Source organism: Rhizobium metallidurans (assembly GCF_014196505.1).
Lineage (GTDB): Bacteria > Pseudomonadota > Alphaproteobacteria > Rhizobiales > Rhizobiaceae > Rhizobium > Rhizobium metallidurans.
Genome location: NZ_JACIDW010000006.1, coordinates 89,219 through 103,525, shown reverse-complemented (window position 1 = coordinate 103,525; position 14,307 = coordinate 89,219). Strand labels below are relative to the sequence as shown.

Genomic DNA, 14,307 nt, shown 5'->3' with positions numbered 1-14,307 from the left:
GCTGCGGCGCACAATCCGCTTGCCCAAATTCTCCATTTGACGTAGCTTTTCGCCATGTCGAACGTGGACCCCTTCACTGCGATTGCCGACCCTCACCGGCGCTTCCTGCTGGAGGAATTGCGACGCTCGCCGCGCACCGTCAACGAGCTGGCCGAAGGCCTTCCGATCAGCCGTCCGGCCGTTTCCCAGCACCTCAAGGCCCTGCTCGATTGCGACCTCGTCTCGGTCACCGCGGATGGCACGAAACGCATCTACGCGGTCAACAATCGCGGCTTCGACAGGCTCAATCTCTGGCTCGATCAGTTCTGGGCATAGCATTGCCCGGACATGAAAACGCGCCGGCTGCGACCTTTTCGGCAACCGACGCGCAGGAACATTCCAACGGCCGCGATCAATGACTAAACAACTGGTTATATTGCGATATTTACCCTTTGCATCGCGTCGACCACGCCCTGTAACGTTCTGTTCTGCTTAATGTACGGATGATTTAAGACGCTCAATCTCGTCTTTGATGCGCAGTTTTCTGCGCTTGCACTCGGCAACCTCACGGTCGTCTCTGGAGGGGGATGCCATCAGTGAATGGAGCTCCTCCTCGAGAGCGCCATGCTTCTTCTGGAGTGATTCAAGATGAGCTTGAACAGTCATATGACCCTTCCTTCCTCTAGCCTTTCTCCAGCCAACACCGCCGGAGATCCAAGGCGTCAACCCTCAAACTGTGACACATTTTTGAAGGGTTGTCGAAGGCGAAAACAAGGAGAGAGCGTGGCAAATTCATGATCGAGACTAACTAGCCGTTACCGCTATTTGGTGATAGGAGCTTGCAAAAATTAGCGACAGGCCGGAGAAGGTCTGAAGACGATCATGGGGATTGCGTATGCCGGATCAGGAACAGGCGGAAGTCAGGCTCATCGTGGCGCGCCTGCGCCAGGAGCATGAGGATTACGATGTCGCCATCAACGCCATGATCGCGACTGGCTGCGATGCGCTGCGCGTTCAGCGCATGAAGAAAAAGAAGCTGGTTATCAAGGACAAGCTGTCGAAGCTCGAAGACCAGATCATCCCGGATATCATCGCCTGAAGGAAGTGTCGTGACGATGACAGACAGACCGACCGTTGCCATCATCATGGGAAGCCAGTCCGATTGGGAGACCATGAAGAACGCCGCCGATACGCTGGAGGCGCTCGAGATCCCCTATGACGCCAGGATCATATCGGCACATCGCACGCCCGATCGCATGGTCGAGTTCGCCAAGGGCGCCAAGGCGGAAGGCTTCAAGGTCATCATCGCCGGTGCCGGTGGCGCCGCCCATCTTCCCGGCATGACCGCGGCCATGACCCCGCTTCCTGTTTTCGGCGTTCCCGTGCAGTCGAAGACGATGTCCGGCCAGGACAGCCTGCTGTCGATCGTGCAGATGCCCGGTGGCATCCCGGTCGGCACGCTGGCGATCGGCAAGGCCGGCGCCATCAATGCGGCGCTTCTTGCCGCGGCGGTTCTGGCGCTGGCGGACGAAGACCTCGCCGACCGGCTTGACGAATGGCGCGAGAGCCAAAGTGCGGCGATCGCCGAATATCCGATGGACGACCTATGAGCATGACAACGATCGGCATCATCGGCGGCGGCCAACTTGGCCGCATGCTGGCCATGGCTGCCGCCCGCCTGAACTTCCGCACCATCATTCTCGAGCCGCAGGCCGATTGCCCGGCAGCGCAGGTCGCCAGCCGGCAGATCGTTGCCGCCTATGACGATCCCGCGGCACTCGAGGAACTGGCGACCGTCTGCGACGTCGTCACCTACGAATTCGAGAACGTCCCCGTCTCCGCAGCCGAAGCGCTGGCCCAGACCGTGCCGGTCTATCCGCCGCCGAAGGCGCTGGAAGCCGCCCAGGACCGTCTCGTCGAAAAGCGCTTCATCAATGATTGCGGCATTCCGACAGCGCGATTCCACGCCGTCGACAGCCAGGCCGATCTCGAGGCAGCCCTTGCCGATTTCGGCGGCCAGGGTGTCTTGAAGACGCGCCGGCTCGGCTATGACGGCAAGGGCCAGAAAGTCTTCCGCTCGGCATCGGACAGCGCCGAAGGCGCCTTCGCCGAACTCGGCGGCGTGCCGCTGATCCTCGAGAGCTTCGTCGCCTTCGAGCGCGAGATCTCGGTCATCGCCGCCCGCGCCACCGACGGCAGCGTCGTCAGCTACGACCCGGCCGAAAACGTGCACCGCAACGGCATCCTGCACACCTCGACGGTTCCAGCGTCAATCACCGACGCCACGGCCAGCGCCGCGCGCGAGGCCGCCGAGAAGATCCTGACGACGCTCGGCTATGTCGGCGTGATCGGCATCGAGTTCTTCGCGCTCTCCGACGGCAGCCTGATCGCCAACGAGATGGCGCCGCGCGTGCACAATTCCGGCCACTGGACGGAAGCGGCCTGCGTGATCTCGCAGTTCGAGCAACATATCCGCGCCGTCGCCGCCCTGCCGCTCGGCAACGCCGATCGCCACTCCGACTGCGTCATGCGGAACCTGATCGGCGACGATATTCTGGCACTTCCGGACTGGCTGAAGCGGCGCGACACGCTCGTTCACCTCTATGGAAAGACGGAATCGAGACCCGGCCGCAAGATGGGCCATGTGACCACGCTTGCCACCACACTTGCGGGGAAATAAGGGGTTTTTCCCTGACAAAACCGGCCACAGCCACGGGAAAAACACCTTCACGTGGTTGACACAGACAAGTGGCCGGGTTATCTGCACGCCCAACCTGAAGAGCGCGCCCTGAGCGCGCTTTTGAATGTAATAGATACGGGCGAATGTGAATTCCCCCAAACATCGCGGATCAAAACAATGAAGATCAAGAATTCGCTCAAGTCGCTCAAGGCTCGTCACCGTGACAACCGCCTGGTTCGCCGCAAGGGCCGCATCTACATCATCAACAAGCTGAACCCACGCTTCAAGGCTCGTCAGGGCTGATTTGGCTGGCCGGATGGCTCGGCAGCGTTTCAGCGCCTGAGCCTGTCCGGAAGGGTCCCGGGTTTCATTTTCTCGATGAATGATCCCGTTAAAGTGTTTTGATCTTTCGCGTTGGCGGGCTATGATGCCCGCCATGCGTTTTTTGGCTATGACCTGCGCGGCCCTGCCGCTCTTCCTCGCACTGCTTTCCACGTCCCTGCCTGCCCACGCGCAGGAGCCCGCACCCGTGCGGGAAAAGGAAAAGCTCGTCGAGCAGCAGGCCGCGAACCTTTCGCCCAGGGAACATCTCGACCAGCTCTTCGCGCAATTGAAGCGCGAGCGCGATGCCGACAAGGCGGACGATATCGCCAACCAGATCCGTGCCGAGTGGAACGATTCGGGCAGCGCCACCGTCAATCTCCTGATGCAGTGGGCCGACAAGGCGGTCGAGGAGAAGCGCAACAGTGCCGCACTCGATTTCCTCGACCAGGCCATTGCGCTGAAGCCCGGCTATTCCGAGAGCTGGAACCGCCGCGCCACGCTGAACTACACCAACGGCGCCATGCGCAAGTCGATGTCCGATATCGAACGTGTGCTCGATATCGAGCCGCGCCATTTCGGCGCGCTCGCCGGCATGGCCGCGATCCTCGGCGACAGCGGCAACGACCAGCTGGCGCTGAAGGCGTGGGAGCGCTTTCTCGAAATATTCCCCGCCAACCGCAATGCGCAGGATCAGCTGAACACGCTCTCCGAAAAGCTTGCCGGCAGCCGCACCTGACGTAACGTCATAGCGCGGCCTCTGGCCTCTTGAAGGTGAACCGCGCGGGCCAATCTAACGTATTGTCCGTTAGTCCATGCCGCAGGTCGCACCATGCTTACCCTCGTCTCCGCCCTCCTCGCCCCCATAGCCGCCGCGATCGGCTACTCCTCCTATAAGGCCCGCCAGTTCGAACAGGCCTATCCCAACATCGGCGAACTGACGGATATCGGCGGCTACCGCATGAACGCGGTCCACATCGAGCGCCCCGAAACCGCCGACCTGCCGCCGCTCGTCTTCATCCACGGCGCCAGCGGCAACCTGCTCGACCAGATCGGCGCCTTTCTGGAGCCTCTGCGCGGCCGCGCCGAAATGCTTTTCGTCGATCGCCCCGGCCACGGCTATTCCGAACGCGGCGGACCGGACAATGCCCTGCCCTCGGGCCAGGCGGACGCCATCGCCGCGCTGATGGAAAAACGCGGCATCGACAAGGCGATCATCGTCGGCCACTCCTTCGGCGGCGCCATCGCCGCCGCCTTCGGCGTCCGTCATCCGGAAAAGACGGCGGGCCTGCTCTTCCTGGCGCCCGCCACCCACCCTTGGCCAGGCGGCGTCGACTGGTACTATCACGTTTCCACCGCGCCGGTGATCGGCTGGCTCTTCAACCACGCGCTCGTCATACCGCTGGGTTTGAGGCGCCTGGAGCGCGGCACGCACAACGTCTTCCGCCCCAACCCGCGGCCGGAAGACTACATCATGAAGACAGGCCCATCGCTGGTGCTGCGCCCCGCCACCTTCCACAACAACGCCGCCGACTTCGTGCGCCTTCTCGATTACTTCAAGACGCAATCGCATCTCTATGTGCGAATATCGGCGCCCACCGTCATCATCACGGGCGACAGCGACGACATCGTCTGGGAGCACCTGCACTCGCAGGGCCTCGCCCGCGATATCGCCGGCTCCGAACTGGTCAGGATCAAGGGCGTCGGCCACAAGCCGGATTACCTCGCCACCGACGTCGCGATCGCCGCGCTCGAAAAGATCGCCGGCCACGACCGCGATCTCCAGGCAGCCGCGCGCGTCGCCGAGGCGAGGCTGGCAACCGCTGTTGCACCTGACGCCAATCTACCGATAGCCCCGCAGCCGCAACCCATCGCCACCCCGGACCTGCAAGGCAGTGCTTGACGCGCGCCACGCATTGCCCGCCGCGCCTGCAGCCCCATATCTTCCCTATCGCCGTCCACCGAGGGGAACATCATGGACCGCCTTCGCACGAAATCCGCAGCCCTGCTCGCCGCCCTGTCGCTGACGCTCGGGCCAATCTCGCCGGCGCTCGCCGCCTCGCCCGCGCCGGTCGAGGCCGACAACGGCATGGTCGTCACGGCCCAGCACCTGGCGACCGATGTCGGCGTGGATGTGCTGAAGAACGGTGGCAACGCCGTGGATGCCGCGGTCGCCGTCGGCTATGCGCTGGCCGTGGTCTATCCGACCGCCGGCAATATCGGCGGCGGCGGCTTCATGACCATCCGCATGAAGGACGGCAAGACCACCTTCCTCGATTTCCGCGAGCGCGCGCCGCTGGCCGCCACCAAGACCATGTATCTCGACGCCAAGGGCGACATCGTGCCCCGCGCCAGCCTCGACGGCTATCTGGCCGTCGGCGTGCCCGGCTCGGTCATGGGCTTCGAGACCGCTCGCGAGAAATACGGCACCAAGTCGCGCCAGGATCTCATCGCTCCCGCCATCCGCTACGCCAGGGACGGCTTCACCCTCGAGCAGGGCGATGTGGCCTCGATCGAGAACAGCGCCAAGCGGCTGGCCAAGGACGAGGCGGCCGCCAAGATCTTCCTCAAGCCCGACGGCAAGCTCTTCACCTCGGGCGAAAAGCTGGTCCAGCCGGAACTGGCAGCCGTGCTTGCTAGCATTTCCGACAAGGGCACCGACGCCTTCTACAAGGACATGCCGGCCGACGCCATCGTCAAGGCCAGCCAGGCCAAGGGCGGCATTCTCGCCAGGGAGGACTTCGAGCAATATCAGGTGCGCGAACTGAAACCGGTGGAATGCAGCTATCGCGGCTATGACATCATCTCCTCGCCCCCACCCTCATCGGGCGGCGTCATCATCTGCGAAATCCTGAACATCCTGGAAGGCTATCCGCTCTCCTTCCTCGGCTACGGCTCGGCCGAGACCGTGCACCTCATGACCGAGGCGATGCGCTACGCCTATGTCGACCGTAACGCCGCCCTCGGCGACCCGGATTTCGTCGACAACCCTGTCACGACCCTTCTCGACAAGAGCTACGCCAAGAATATCCGCGCCAGGATCGACATCAACAAGTCGGGCACATCCGCCAACCTGAAGCCGCTCGGCGCCAGGGAAAGCACCGAAACCACGCACTATTCCATCATCGACAAGGAGGGGAACGCGGTCGCGGTCACCTACACCCTGAACGGCAACTTCGGCGCCGGCGTCGTGGCGCCGGGCACCGGCATATTGCTGAACAACGAGATGGACGACTTCACCTCCAAGCCGGGCGTCCCCAATCTCTACGGCCTCGTCCAGGGTGAAGCCAACGCCATCGCGCCGAAGAAGACCCCGCTCTCGTCGATGAGTCCAACCATCGTGACGAAGGACGGCAAGCCCTTCATGGTGATCGGCAGCCCCGGCGGCTCGCGCATCATCACCATCACGCTGGAAGCCATCCTGAATGTCGTCGATTTCGGCATGGATATCAGCCAGGCCGTCAATGCCCCGCGCATCCACCACCAGTGGCAGCCCGACAAGATCTATTTCGAGCCCTATGCATTGTCGCCCGACACGATCCGGGCCCTGATCGCGATGGGCCACACCATGGACGACGGCAGCGGCCCGCCCGTCTGGGGCCAGGCCGCCGGCATCCTCGTCGGCGGCAAGAGCCTGAAAGATATCGAGAAGGGCGGCGGCGCCCGCTACTACGGCGCCATGGACAGCCGCGCGACCGAGGGCTCGGCCCGCGGTTACTGATCGGCTTAGATGTTTAGTCCCGGCATCTAGCGGATCGTCGTGCGGGCGTATTGCGCCCTGATGGTGACGGCGGGCTTGGCGCCGGTCACGCTAGGCCGCGCGCTGTCGATCAGCGAAGCGGCCGCGGTGACGGTGTAGTCGACAGGCGCGTCCTTGCCGAAGTCGAGATAGCTGTCCACCGAACGCGCCCTGACGTCGATCGTCTCGTCGGCATCGAGCTTGTCGTAGACGAGACGGGCCCGCAGAGCGTCGCTGTTGATCTCAACGCTCGCGGCGTGACCCTGCAGCGTCACATCGGCCGCATTGCTCGACAGGCGGAGCTTTTCAAACTCTCCCTCGAACCGCGCCATGACCGCCTGCTGGTTGACCTGGATCGACCCGCCCGGCGGAATGTTGGCGACGACCTCGGACGAGCAATCGGAGAGATCGAACCATTGCCCGGAAGCGACCGCGATAGACAGCGTCGGGCCGTTTATCGTCATCCGGCTCTGGTCCTCGCAACCGCTGAAGAACCAGCTCGAATACCAGCGGCTGAACCAGCCGTCGCGCCGGCCCCGCGTCTCGGCGCGATAGGGATTGTCGGTATTGGTGCTGATGCGGATGGAACTGGCGTCACCCGTTATCACGATCGAGCGGATCGCCGAGACGTCGATCGTCTCACCCATCCGCCAGCCGTCGGCATAGCTCGAAACCAGCGTGAACAGGAGCAGTGGTATGGTTATGATGATCATAATGGCAGTCTCCTTGCGTGACGCCGCTCCCATCGAGCGGCGAACCCAAGGTCGCCGACGCAACGCAAAATCGAGACCTTGATCGCGATCCGGGTCGCGCGCGATTGCGATCAAGGTCATTGTCGTGCTCATATCGCTACGGCATGTCTCCCGAACGTGGTCACCGGTTTGGGGGTGAAGACATGCTGAAAGACAAACGACTTCCGAATTCGCGCCGCCCGCGAAATGCTGGAAAAGAGCGACGAGCCCGTGACCCGGCTGATGTTCGACTGCGGCTTCATCAGCAAGTCGAATTTCAACCGCGAATTCCTGCGCCTGACCGGCACGAACCCTACCGACTACCGCAGGCGCCACCAGACCCGCCCGACCGGCAAGGCCCCCGCGCCGCAGCCCGCGCTGGAGCCCGAACTCTTGCCGGCGCCGCGAAAGACGCTTTTCATGTCACCGTGACAAAGCAGCCGTTCACAATGTCGGGTTGGCGTCCTATTCATGATGACATTATCATCCGAAAGAGCTTTCCATGGTCAGCATTGAAATGATCGTCGCCGCCCGCGCCCGCCTGCGTGGACATGCCCGCCGCACCCCGCTTCTTTCCTCTCCGTTTCTCGACGAGATCGCCGGGCGCCGGCTGTTCATCAAGGCGGAATGCCTGCAGCACACCGGCTCCTTCAAGTTCCGCGGCGGCTGGTCGGCCGTCTCGGCGCTCGAACCCGAGGTGCGCGCCCGAGGCGTCATCGCGTTTTCCTCCGGCAACCACGCGCAGGGCGTCGCCCTTGCCGCCAGGCTGCACGGCGTCCCCTCGGTCATCATCATGCCCGACGACGCACCGAAGCTGAAGATATCAAACACCCGCGCGCTCGGCGCCGAGGTCGTGCTCTACGACCGCGCCAAGGAAGACCGCGACGCCATCGGCGCGCGCCTCTCCGAGGAACGCCGGCTGACGCTCATCAAGCCCTTCGACGAACCGCAGGTCATCGCCGGCCAGGGCACGACCGGGCTGGAGATCGCCGAACAGGCGGAAGAGGAAGGCGTAAGCTCGGCCGAGGTGCTGGCTCCCTGCGGCGGCGGCGGCCTGACCTCGGGCATCGCGCTGGCGCTCGAGGCGCGCACGCCGGGCTTCCGTGTTCGCCCCTGCGAGCCCGAAGGCTTCGACGACACCACCCGCTCGCTGGCCTCGGGCAGGATCGAGCGCAACGCCACGCTATCAGGCTCGATCTGCGACGCCATCATCACCCCGCAGCCCGGCAACATCACCTTCCCGATTCTCAAGCGCCTCGCCGGCCCGGGCATCGTCGTTACCGACGAGGAGGCGCTGCGCGCCATGGCGCTGGCCTTCACCCGCCTGAAGATCGTCGTCGAACCCGGCGGCGCCGTGGCACTGGCCGCCGCGCTGTTTCATGGAGAGCAGTTGCAGGAGGATGCCGCCATCGTGGTGACCTCGGGCGGCAATGTCGATGACGAGATGTTCGCCCGGGCGCTGGCGTTGCGGGGGTAGGTCGCGGATCGCGAGGTCGGCGCGAAAATTCCCCATCCGCCAAGCCGGCAATCCACCACAACCCAACAACGAAAAACCCGCCACCTCCAGGAGGCAGCGGGTTCTCAATTCAATCAAACCAAATCCGGATCAAAACCCGCTCTGGCCGTCCGAGCCGATATAGGCGATGCGCAGCATGTTGGTGGCGCCGGGGGTGCCGAGCGGCACGCCGGCCGAGATGATGATGCGGTCGCCCGGCTTGCCGAAGCCTTCGTCGGCGACGATACGGCAGGCGCGGTTGACCATGTCGTCGAGGTCGGTCGCGTCATGCGTGACCACACAGTGCAGGCCCCAGACGATGGCTAGGCGGCGCGCGGTCTGGATAACCGGCGACAGCGCCAGGATCGGCACCTGCGGACGCTCGCGCGAGGCGCGCAGGCCCGTCGTGCCCGACGAGGTGTAGCAGACGATGGCCGACAGGCGCAGCGTTTCGGCGATCTGGCGCGCGGCCAGCGAAATCGCGTCGGCGCCGGTGGCTTCCGCCTGGGCGCGCTGCGCGTAGATGATCCCAGGATAGTGCGGCTCGCGCTCGATCGTGCTGGCGATCGACGCCATCGTCGAGACGGCCTCGATCGGATAGTCGCCGGACGCGGATTCGGCCGACAGCATGACGGCGTCGGCGCCTTCGAAGACGGCGGTCGCGACGTCGGAGACTTCGGCGCGGGTCGGAACCGGTGCCGAGATCATCGATTCCAGCATCTGCGTGGCGACGACGACGGGCTTGCCCGAACGGCGGCAGGCGCGGATCAGCTGCTTCTGGATACCGGGAACGGATTCGAGCGGCATTTCCACGCCGAGGTCGCCACGGGCGACCATCAGCGCGTCGGAGAGCTCGATGATCTCCTCGATCCGCTCGATCGCCTGCGGCTTTTCGATCTTGGCCATCAGGCCGACGCGGCCGCGGGCGATCTTGCGCACTTCGACGAGATCCTCGGGACGCTGCACGAAGGACAGCGCCACCCAATCGACGTCGTCGGTCGCCAGAACCGCATCGAGGTCGGCGCGGTCCTTGTCGGTCAGCACGCCAGCGGTGAGGATGGTGTCGGGAAGGCTGACGCCCTTGCGGTCGGAAATCCGGGTGCCGGAGATGACTGTTGTGACGATGCTCTTGCCGTCGCACTTTTCGGCGCGCAGCGCCAGCTTGCCGTCGTCGATCAGCAGACGGTCGCCCGGCTTCACGGCTTCGAGAATCTCGGGATGCGGCAGGAACACGCGGTTCTTGTCGCCGGGGGTGTCGTTGTTGTCGAGCGTGAACGTGTCGCCCGGCTTCAGGTCGACCTTAACGTCGGCGAACTTTCCGACGCGCAGCTTCGGACCCTGAAGGTCGGCGAGAATGCCGATCGGCCGGCCGCTACGCGATTCGACGGCGCGGATGCGCTGGATCAGCGTACGCATCGTGTCATGGCTGGCATGGCTCATGTTGATGCGGAAAACGTCGGCACCGGCCTGGTGCAGCTTCTCGATCATCGCTTCCTCGGACGAGGCGGGTCCGAGAGTTGCGAGGATTTTTACTTTGCGGTTACGCTTCATCAGTTCGGACTTTCTTGGGTGCCTGGGGTATCGGAAAGTTGGACCATCCAGCTGCCCTGGCGGCCCGTGTCATATTCCTTGAACCCCATCTTCTGGTAGCCACGGGCGTAGCAATCATTGACACCCGTGATCTTGAATTCGTTTTCCGCCACGCACATCTGCACGTCGCCCGTCCATCGTCCCCCCCGGGCAGCGTCCTCTGCGTAGAGATAGTAGTAACGGGACTGCAGCTCTCCCTCGATCAGCGTCGCGCAGGTCGTTGCCGGCACCTGCCACCAGCCTTCCGTCATCCAGCCGTCGGTGGCGCGGTATCCGATCGCCACACCCACCAGATTCTGCGTCCCGTTGCAGACGCGAAAATCCGCGCGCGCCACGTCGGCGATGAAGAACGGCGAGAACGCCGCGAGAACAAAAAGAGCAAAACGGGCAAGCGGCCCGGAACGCGTAAGGAAACATGGCGCGGTCTGGATCAACACGACTTCCAATTGGCTCCCGGTTATTCGTTGTCGTGCCTTCTTGCGCTGCCTCCCGGCGAAAGTCAACGCAATGCTAATCGATTATATTTCTGACATGGACCAACGGCGGCACTCGCTGCCGCAAGGATCGCGCCGAGATTGCCGCGCTATTGCCAGGCGAATGATCGCGGCCCGCGCTTGAACGCTTCCCCTGCCCGTGCGATCAGTGACACGCTTCAAAACAGTCAACGGCATTGTCCTCGATGAACGACTTCCAATCCTTCGAAATTCTAGGCGGGCATCATGACAGCGGTATGGTGCTGCTCGCCGACCATGCGATGAATCGCCTGCCGGAGCGCCATGGTAGCCTGGGCCTTCCCGAAAGCGCCTTCGCCCGCCATATCGCCTATGACATCGGCATCGAGGGGCTGACGCGGGCACTGTCTGAAAAGCTTCGCGTTCCCGCCGTGCTCGGCGGTTTCTCCCGTCTCTTGATCGATCCGAACCGCGGCGAGGACGACCCGACGCTGATCATGAAGATCTCCGATGGCGCCATCATTCCGGGCAATCATCCGATATCGGACGAAGAGTGGAACGGCCGCATCGCCAATTTTCACCGCCCCTATCACAATGCCGTCAGCGAGACGATTTCGGCGGTCGCCTCGGCCACCGGCAAGGCGCCACTGGTGCTCTCGCTTCACTCCTTCACGCCCGCCTGGAAAAACGTGCCGCGCCCGTGGCACGCCGCCGTCCTGTGGGATAGCGACCACCGCGCCGTCGGCCCGCTTCTTGACTTGCTGCGCGCCGATCCCGATCTGGTGATCGGCGATAACGAGCCCTATGATGGCGCGCTGAAGGGTGACACCATGTACCGGCATTGCATGGTCACGGGCATCCCGCATGCGCTGCTCGAGGTGCGCCAGGACCTGATCGGCGACGCCGCCGGGATCGCCGCCTGGGCCGAGCGGCTGGCGCCGATCTTCAAGACCATGAACGCCGATCCGGCCCTGCATCAATACGAGGTGCATGCCTCGCGCACTGGCCCATACTGAGAAGAGGAGAGCGACATGACCACGCTCAGCAAGCAACAACAGACCGAATTCGAAGCCGCCGCCTTCCGCCGCCTCGTGGCGCACCTGCGCGAACGCACCGACGTGCAGAACATCGACATGATGAATCTGGCCGGCTTTTGCCGCAACTGCCTGTCCAACTGGTACAAGGACGCGGCCGATGCCGACGGCGTCGGACTGACGAAGGACGAGGCTCGCGAGATCGTCTACGGCATGCCCTTCGACGAGTGGAAAAGCCGCCACCAGACCGAAGCCTCGGCCCAACAAAAAGCCGCATTCGAAAGCAACAACCCGCACAAATGAGCCCCCGCTCTGTCGAATAGGCTTGACCCCGGCGGCACTTCGCGGCAGTCAACGCCATCTGAATTTTTATCCCCCTAGCAGGAGAACACGATGTCTGATGCCCACGGCGTTGCCCGCGACCAGCTTCGCGCTTTCATCGAGCGCATTGAACGGTTGGAAGAAGAAAAGAAGACCATCGCCGACGATATCAAGGACGTCTACGGCGAAGCCAAGGGTACCGGCTTCGACACCAAGATCCTGAAAAAGGTGATCGCGCTGCGCAAGAAGGACGAGCAGGAGCGTCTCGAGGAAGAAGCCATCCTCGACACCTATCTGGCAGCCCTCGGCATGATCGAAGGTCCGGCGGAAGCCTGATTACCTGTTACGATCGACACGATCGCCACCAATGAGAAAGCCGCCGGGTCGCCCCGGCGGCTTTCTTTTTGTCTCTTTGCTCAGCCGATCAGCCGAGCTGTGTGACTCAGCCGAGCTGCGTGACGTAGCGCACGTCGAGATAGGCGTTGATCGCTTCCGAACCGCCTTCCGTGCCGTAGCCGGAATCCTTGATGCCGCCGAACGGCACTTCAGGCAACGCCAGACCGTTGTGGTTGATCGACAGCATGCCGGCTTCGACGCGGCGGCCAAGCGCCTGCGCGGTGGCGCTCGAGCTGGTGAAGGCGAAGGAGGCCAGGCCGAACGGCAGGCGGTTCGCCTCGGTGATCGCATCGTCGAGCGTCGAGAAGCGGTTGATGATGGCGAGCGGGCCGAAGGGCTCCTCGTTCATCACGCGCGCCGAAAGCGGCACGTTGGCAAGCACAGTCGGCTCGAAAAAGTTGCCGGTGTTGCCGATGCGGCGGCCACCGGTCTTGAGCTCGGCGCCCTTCGAAACGGCATCGTTGATCAGCTCCTCGAGAGCCGGGATGCGGCGCTCGTTGGCGAGCGGGCCCATCTCGACGCCTGCATCCAGGCCGTTGCCGACCTTGACCGCCTGCGCGGCCTTCACGAAGCCATCCGTGAACCGGTCCATCACGCCGTCCTGCACCAGGAAGCGCGTCGGCGCGACGCAGACCTGGCCGGCATTGCGGAACTTCGAGCCTGCCATGATCGACACGGCCTGATCGACATTGGCGTCGTCGAACACCATGACCGGCGCGTGGCCGCCGAGTTCCATGGTCGCCCGCTTCATGTGCAGGCCGGCGAGCGCCGCCAGCTGCTTGCCGACGGGGGTCGAGCCGGTAAACGAGATCTTGCGGATGACGGGATGCGAGATCAGATACTCGGAGATCTCGGCCGGAATGCCGTAAACGAGGTTGACGACGCCAGCGGGAATGCCGGCATCGGCGAAGACGCGGATCAGCTCGGCCGGCGATGCCGGCGTTTCCTCGGGCGCCTTGACGATGATCGAGCAGCCGGCGGCAACCGCGGCCGAAAGCTTGCGCACCACCTGGTTGATCGGGAAGTTCCAAGGCGTGAAGGCCGCCACCGGACCGACCGGCGACTTGATCGCCAGCTGCGTGACATTGGGCGCGCGCGACGGAATGACCTGTCCGTAGGTGCGGCGCGCCTCTTCGGCGAACCAGTCGATCACGTCGGCGGCGCCGGCGATTTCGACCAGCGACTGCGCCAGCGGCTTGCCCTGCTCGCGCGTCATCATCCAGGCGATGGTTTCCTTGCGCTCGCGCAACAGGTCCGCGGCGCGGCGCATCATCTTGGAGCGGTCGAAGGGCGAGGTGTCGCGCCAGACGCGGAAGCCCTTGTCGGCGGCGGCGAGTGCCGCGTCGAGATCCTCGCGGGAGGCATGCGGAATGGTGCCGATGGTTTCACCCGTGGCCGGGTCGGTGACGGGCAGCGTCCGGCCGGAGGCCGCATTCTTCCATTCGCCGTCGATGAACAGCTTCACATCGGGATAGGTCTGCATGATTATTCCTTGTCGTCTTCATCAATCAAATTGTCGGACAGCGGAGCCGGCGAAAAACACATCGCTCCACACCCATTCCATATAGG

Annotated in this window: 18 protein-coding genes; 13 read left to right on the top strand and 5 right to left on the bottom strand. The window is 63.6% G+C overall.

Annotated features, from left to right (window positions below):
• Window positions 1-54: 54 nt before the first annotated feature.
• A complete protein-coding gene (locus GGQ67_RS12125; RefSeq protein ID WP_018899705.1) occupies window positions 55-315 on the top strand; it encodes an ArsR/SmtB family transcription factor in 261 nt (86 codons plus the stop codon).
• A gap of 156 nt (window positions 316-471) precedes the next feature.
• Here the strand turns inward: GGQ67_RS12125 and GGQ67_RS12120 are convergent, their stop codons facing one another.
• A complete protein-coding gene (locus GGQ67_RS12120) occupies window positions 472-645 on the bottom strand; it encodes a YdcH family protein (protein ID WP_183900419.1) in 174 nt (57 codons plus the stop codon).
• Between the two features lie 229 nt (window positions 646-874).
• Between GGQ67_RS12120 and GGQ67_RS12115 the strand changes: the two genes are divergently transcribed.
• From GGQ67_RS12115 to ggt, 7 genes are all read left to right on the top strand, one after another.
• Window positions 875-1,078, top strand: a complete 204-nt coding sequence (locus tag GGQ67_RS12115) for a YdcH family protein (RefSeq protein ID WP_112433111.1) — start codon at window positions 875-877, stop codon at window positions 1,076-1,078.
• Window positions 1,079-1,094: 16 nt separating this feature from the next.
• A complete protein-coding gene (gene purE / locus GGQ67_RS12110) occupies window positions 1,095-1,589 on the top strand; it encodes a 5-(carboxyamino)imidazole ribonucleotide mutase (protein ID WP_183900418.1) in 495 nt (164 codons plus the stop codon).
• Window positions 1,586-2,659 (top strand): 5-(carboxyamino)imidazole ribonucleotide synthase, encoded by a 1,074-nt coding sequence (locus GGQ67_RS12105; RefSeq protein ID WP_183900417.1) that lies wholly within the window; start codon window positions 1,586-1,588, stop codon window positions 2,657-2,659. The genes purE and GGQ67_RS12105 overlap by 4 nt, the downstream gene beginning before the upstream one ends.
• A 177-nt stretch (window positions 2,660-2,836) precedes the next feature.
• Window positions 2,837-2,962 (top strand): type B 50S ribosomal protein L36, encoded by a 126-nt coding sequence (gene ykgO, locus GGQ67_RS12100; RefSeq protein ID WP_003566454.1) that lies wholly within the window; start codon window positions 2,837-2,839, stop codon window positions 2,960-2,962.
• 124 nt (window positions 2,963-3,086) lie between these two features.
• On the top strand, window positions 3,087-3,719 hold the full coding sequence (locus GGQ67_RS12095; protein ID WP_183900416.1) for a tetratricopeptide repeat protein: 633 nt from the start codon (window positions 3,087-3,089) through the stop codon (window positions 3,717-3,719).
• Between the two features lie 93 nt (window positions 3,720-3,812).
• The gene (locus GGQ67_RS12090; RefSeq protein WP_183900415.1) at window positions 3,813-4,883 is read left to right on the top strand and encodes an alpha/beta fold hydrolase; all 1,071 of its coding nucleotides are present in this window, start codon (window positions 3,813-3,815) and stop codon (window positions 4,881-4,883) included.
• Window positions 4,884-4,955: 72 nt separating this feature from the next.
• Window positions 4,956-6,701, top strand: a complete 1,746-nt coding sequence (ggt, locus tag GGQ67_RS12085) for a gamma-glutamyltransferase (RefSeq protein WP_183900414.1) — start codon at window positions 4,956-4,958, stop codon at window positions 6,699-6,701.
• A gap of 26 nt (window positions 6,702-6,727) precedes the next feature.
• Here ggt and GGQ67_RS12080 read toward each other — a convergent pair whose 3' ends face one another.
• Window positions 6,728-7,432 (bottom strand): hypothetical protein, encoded by a 705-nt coding sequence (locus GGQ67_RS12080; RefSeq protein WP_246400169.1) that lies wholly within the window; start codon window positions 7,430-7,432, stop codon window positions 6,728-6,730.
• Between the two features lie 207 nt (window positions 7,433-7,639).
• Here GGQ67_RS12080 and GGQ67_RS12075 point away from each other — a divergent pair, with 207 nt between their 5' ends.
• Both GGQ67_RS12075 and GGQ67_RS12070 read left to right on the top strand, forming a co-directional pair.
• Window positions 7,640-7,882 (top strand): helix-turn-helix domain-containing protein, encoded by a 243-nt coding sequence (locus GGQ67_RS12075; protein WP_343056511.1) that lies wholly within the window; start codon window positions 7,640-7,642, stop codon window positions 7,880-7,882.
• Window positions 7,883-7,952: 70 nt separating this feature from the next.
• A complete protein-coding gene (locus tag GGQ67_RS12070; protein WP_183900412.1) occupies window positions 7,953-8,927 on the top strand; it encodes a threonine ammonia-lyase in 975 nt (324 codons plus the stop codon).
• Window positions 8,928-9,056: 129 nt separating this feature from the next.
• On the opposite strand, the gene pyk is transcribed toward GGQ67_RS12070, so the two are convergent.
• Window positions 9,057-10,496, bottom strand: coding sequence for a pyruvate kinase (gene pyk, locus GGQ67_RS12065; protein WP_183900411.1), 1,440 nt, complete (start codon window positions 10,494-10,496; stop codon window positions 9,057-9,059).
• A complete protein-coding gene (locus tag GGQ67_RS12060) occupies window positions 10,496-10,981 on the bottom strand; it encodes a DUF1036 domain-containing protein (RefSeq protein ID WP_183900410.1) in 486 nt (161 codons plus the stop codon). The genes pyk and GGQ67_RS12060 overlap by 1 nt, the downstream gene beginning before the upstream one ends.
• 233 nt (window positions 10,982-11,214) lie before the next feature.
• Here GGQ67_RS12060 and GGQ67_RS12055 point away from each other — a divergent pair, with 233 nt between their 5' ends.
• From GGQ67_RS12055 to GGQ67_RS12045, 3 genes are all read left to right on the top strand, one after another.
• Entirely contained in the window at window positions 11,215-12,003 is a 789-nt protein-coding gene (locus tag GGQ67_RS12055) for an N-formylglutamate amidohydrolase (RefSeq protein WP_183900409.1), read from the top strand.
• 15 nt (window positions 12,004-12,018) lie between these two features.
• Window positions 12,019-12,324 carry a DUF1244 domain-containing protein gene (locus tag GGQ67_RS12050; protein ID WP_183900408.1) on the top strand — a complete coding sequence of 102 codons (306 nt, stop codon included), beginning with the start codon at window positions 12,019-12,021 and terminating at the stop codon, window positions 12,322-12,324.
• 90 nt (window positions 12,325-12,414) lie between these two features.
• Window positions 12,415-12,678 carry a DUF2312 domain-containing protein gene (locus GGQ67_RS12045; RefSeq protein WP_018899724.1) on the top strand — a complete coding sequence of 88 codons (264 nt, stop codon included), beginning with the start codon at window positions 12,415-12,417 and terminating at the stop codon, window positions 12,676-12,678.
• A gap of 106 nt (window positions 12,679-12,784) precedes the next feature.
• Here the strand turns inward: GGQ67_RS12045 and GGQ67_RS12040 are convergent, their stop codons facing one another.
• Complete coding sequence (locus tag GGQ67_RS12040; protein ID WP_183900407.1) at window positions 12,785-14,221, bottom strand: NAD-dependent succinate-semialdehyde dehydrogenase; 1,437 nt, start codon at window positions 14,219-14,221, stop codon at window positions 12,785-12,787.
• Window positions 14,222-14,307 lie beyond the last annotated feature (86 nt).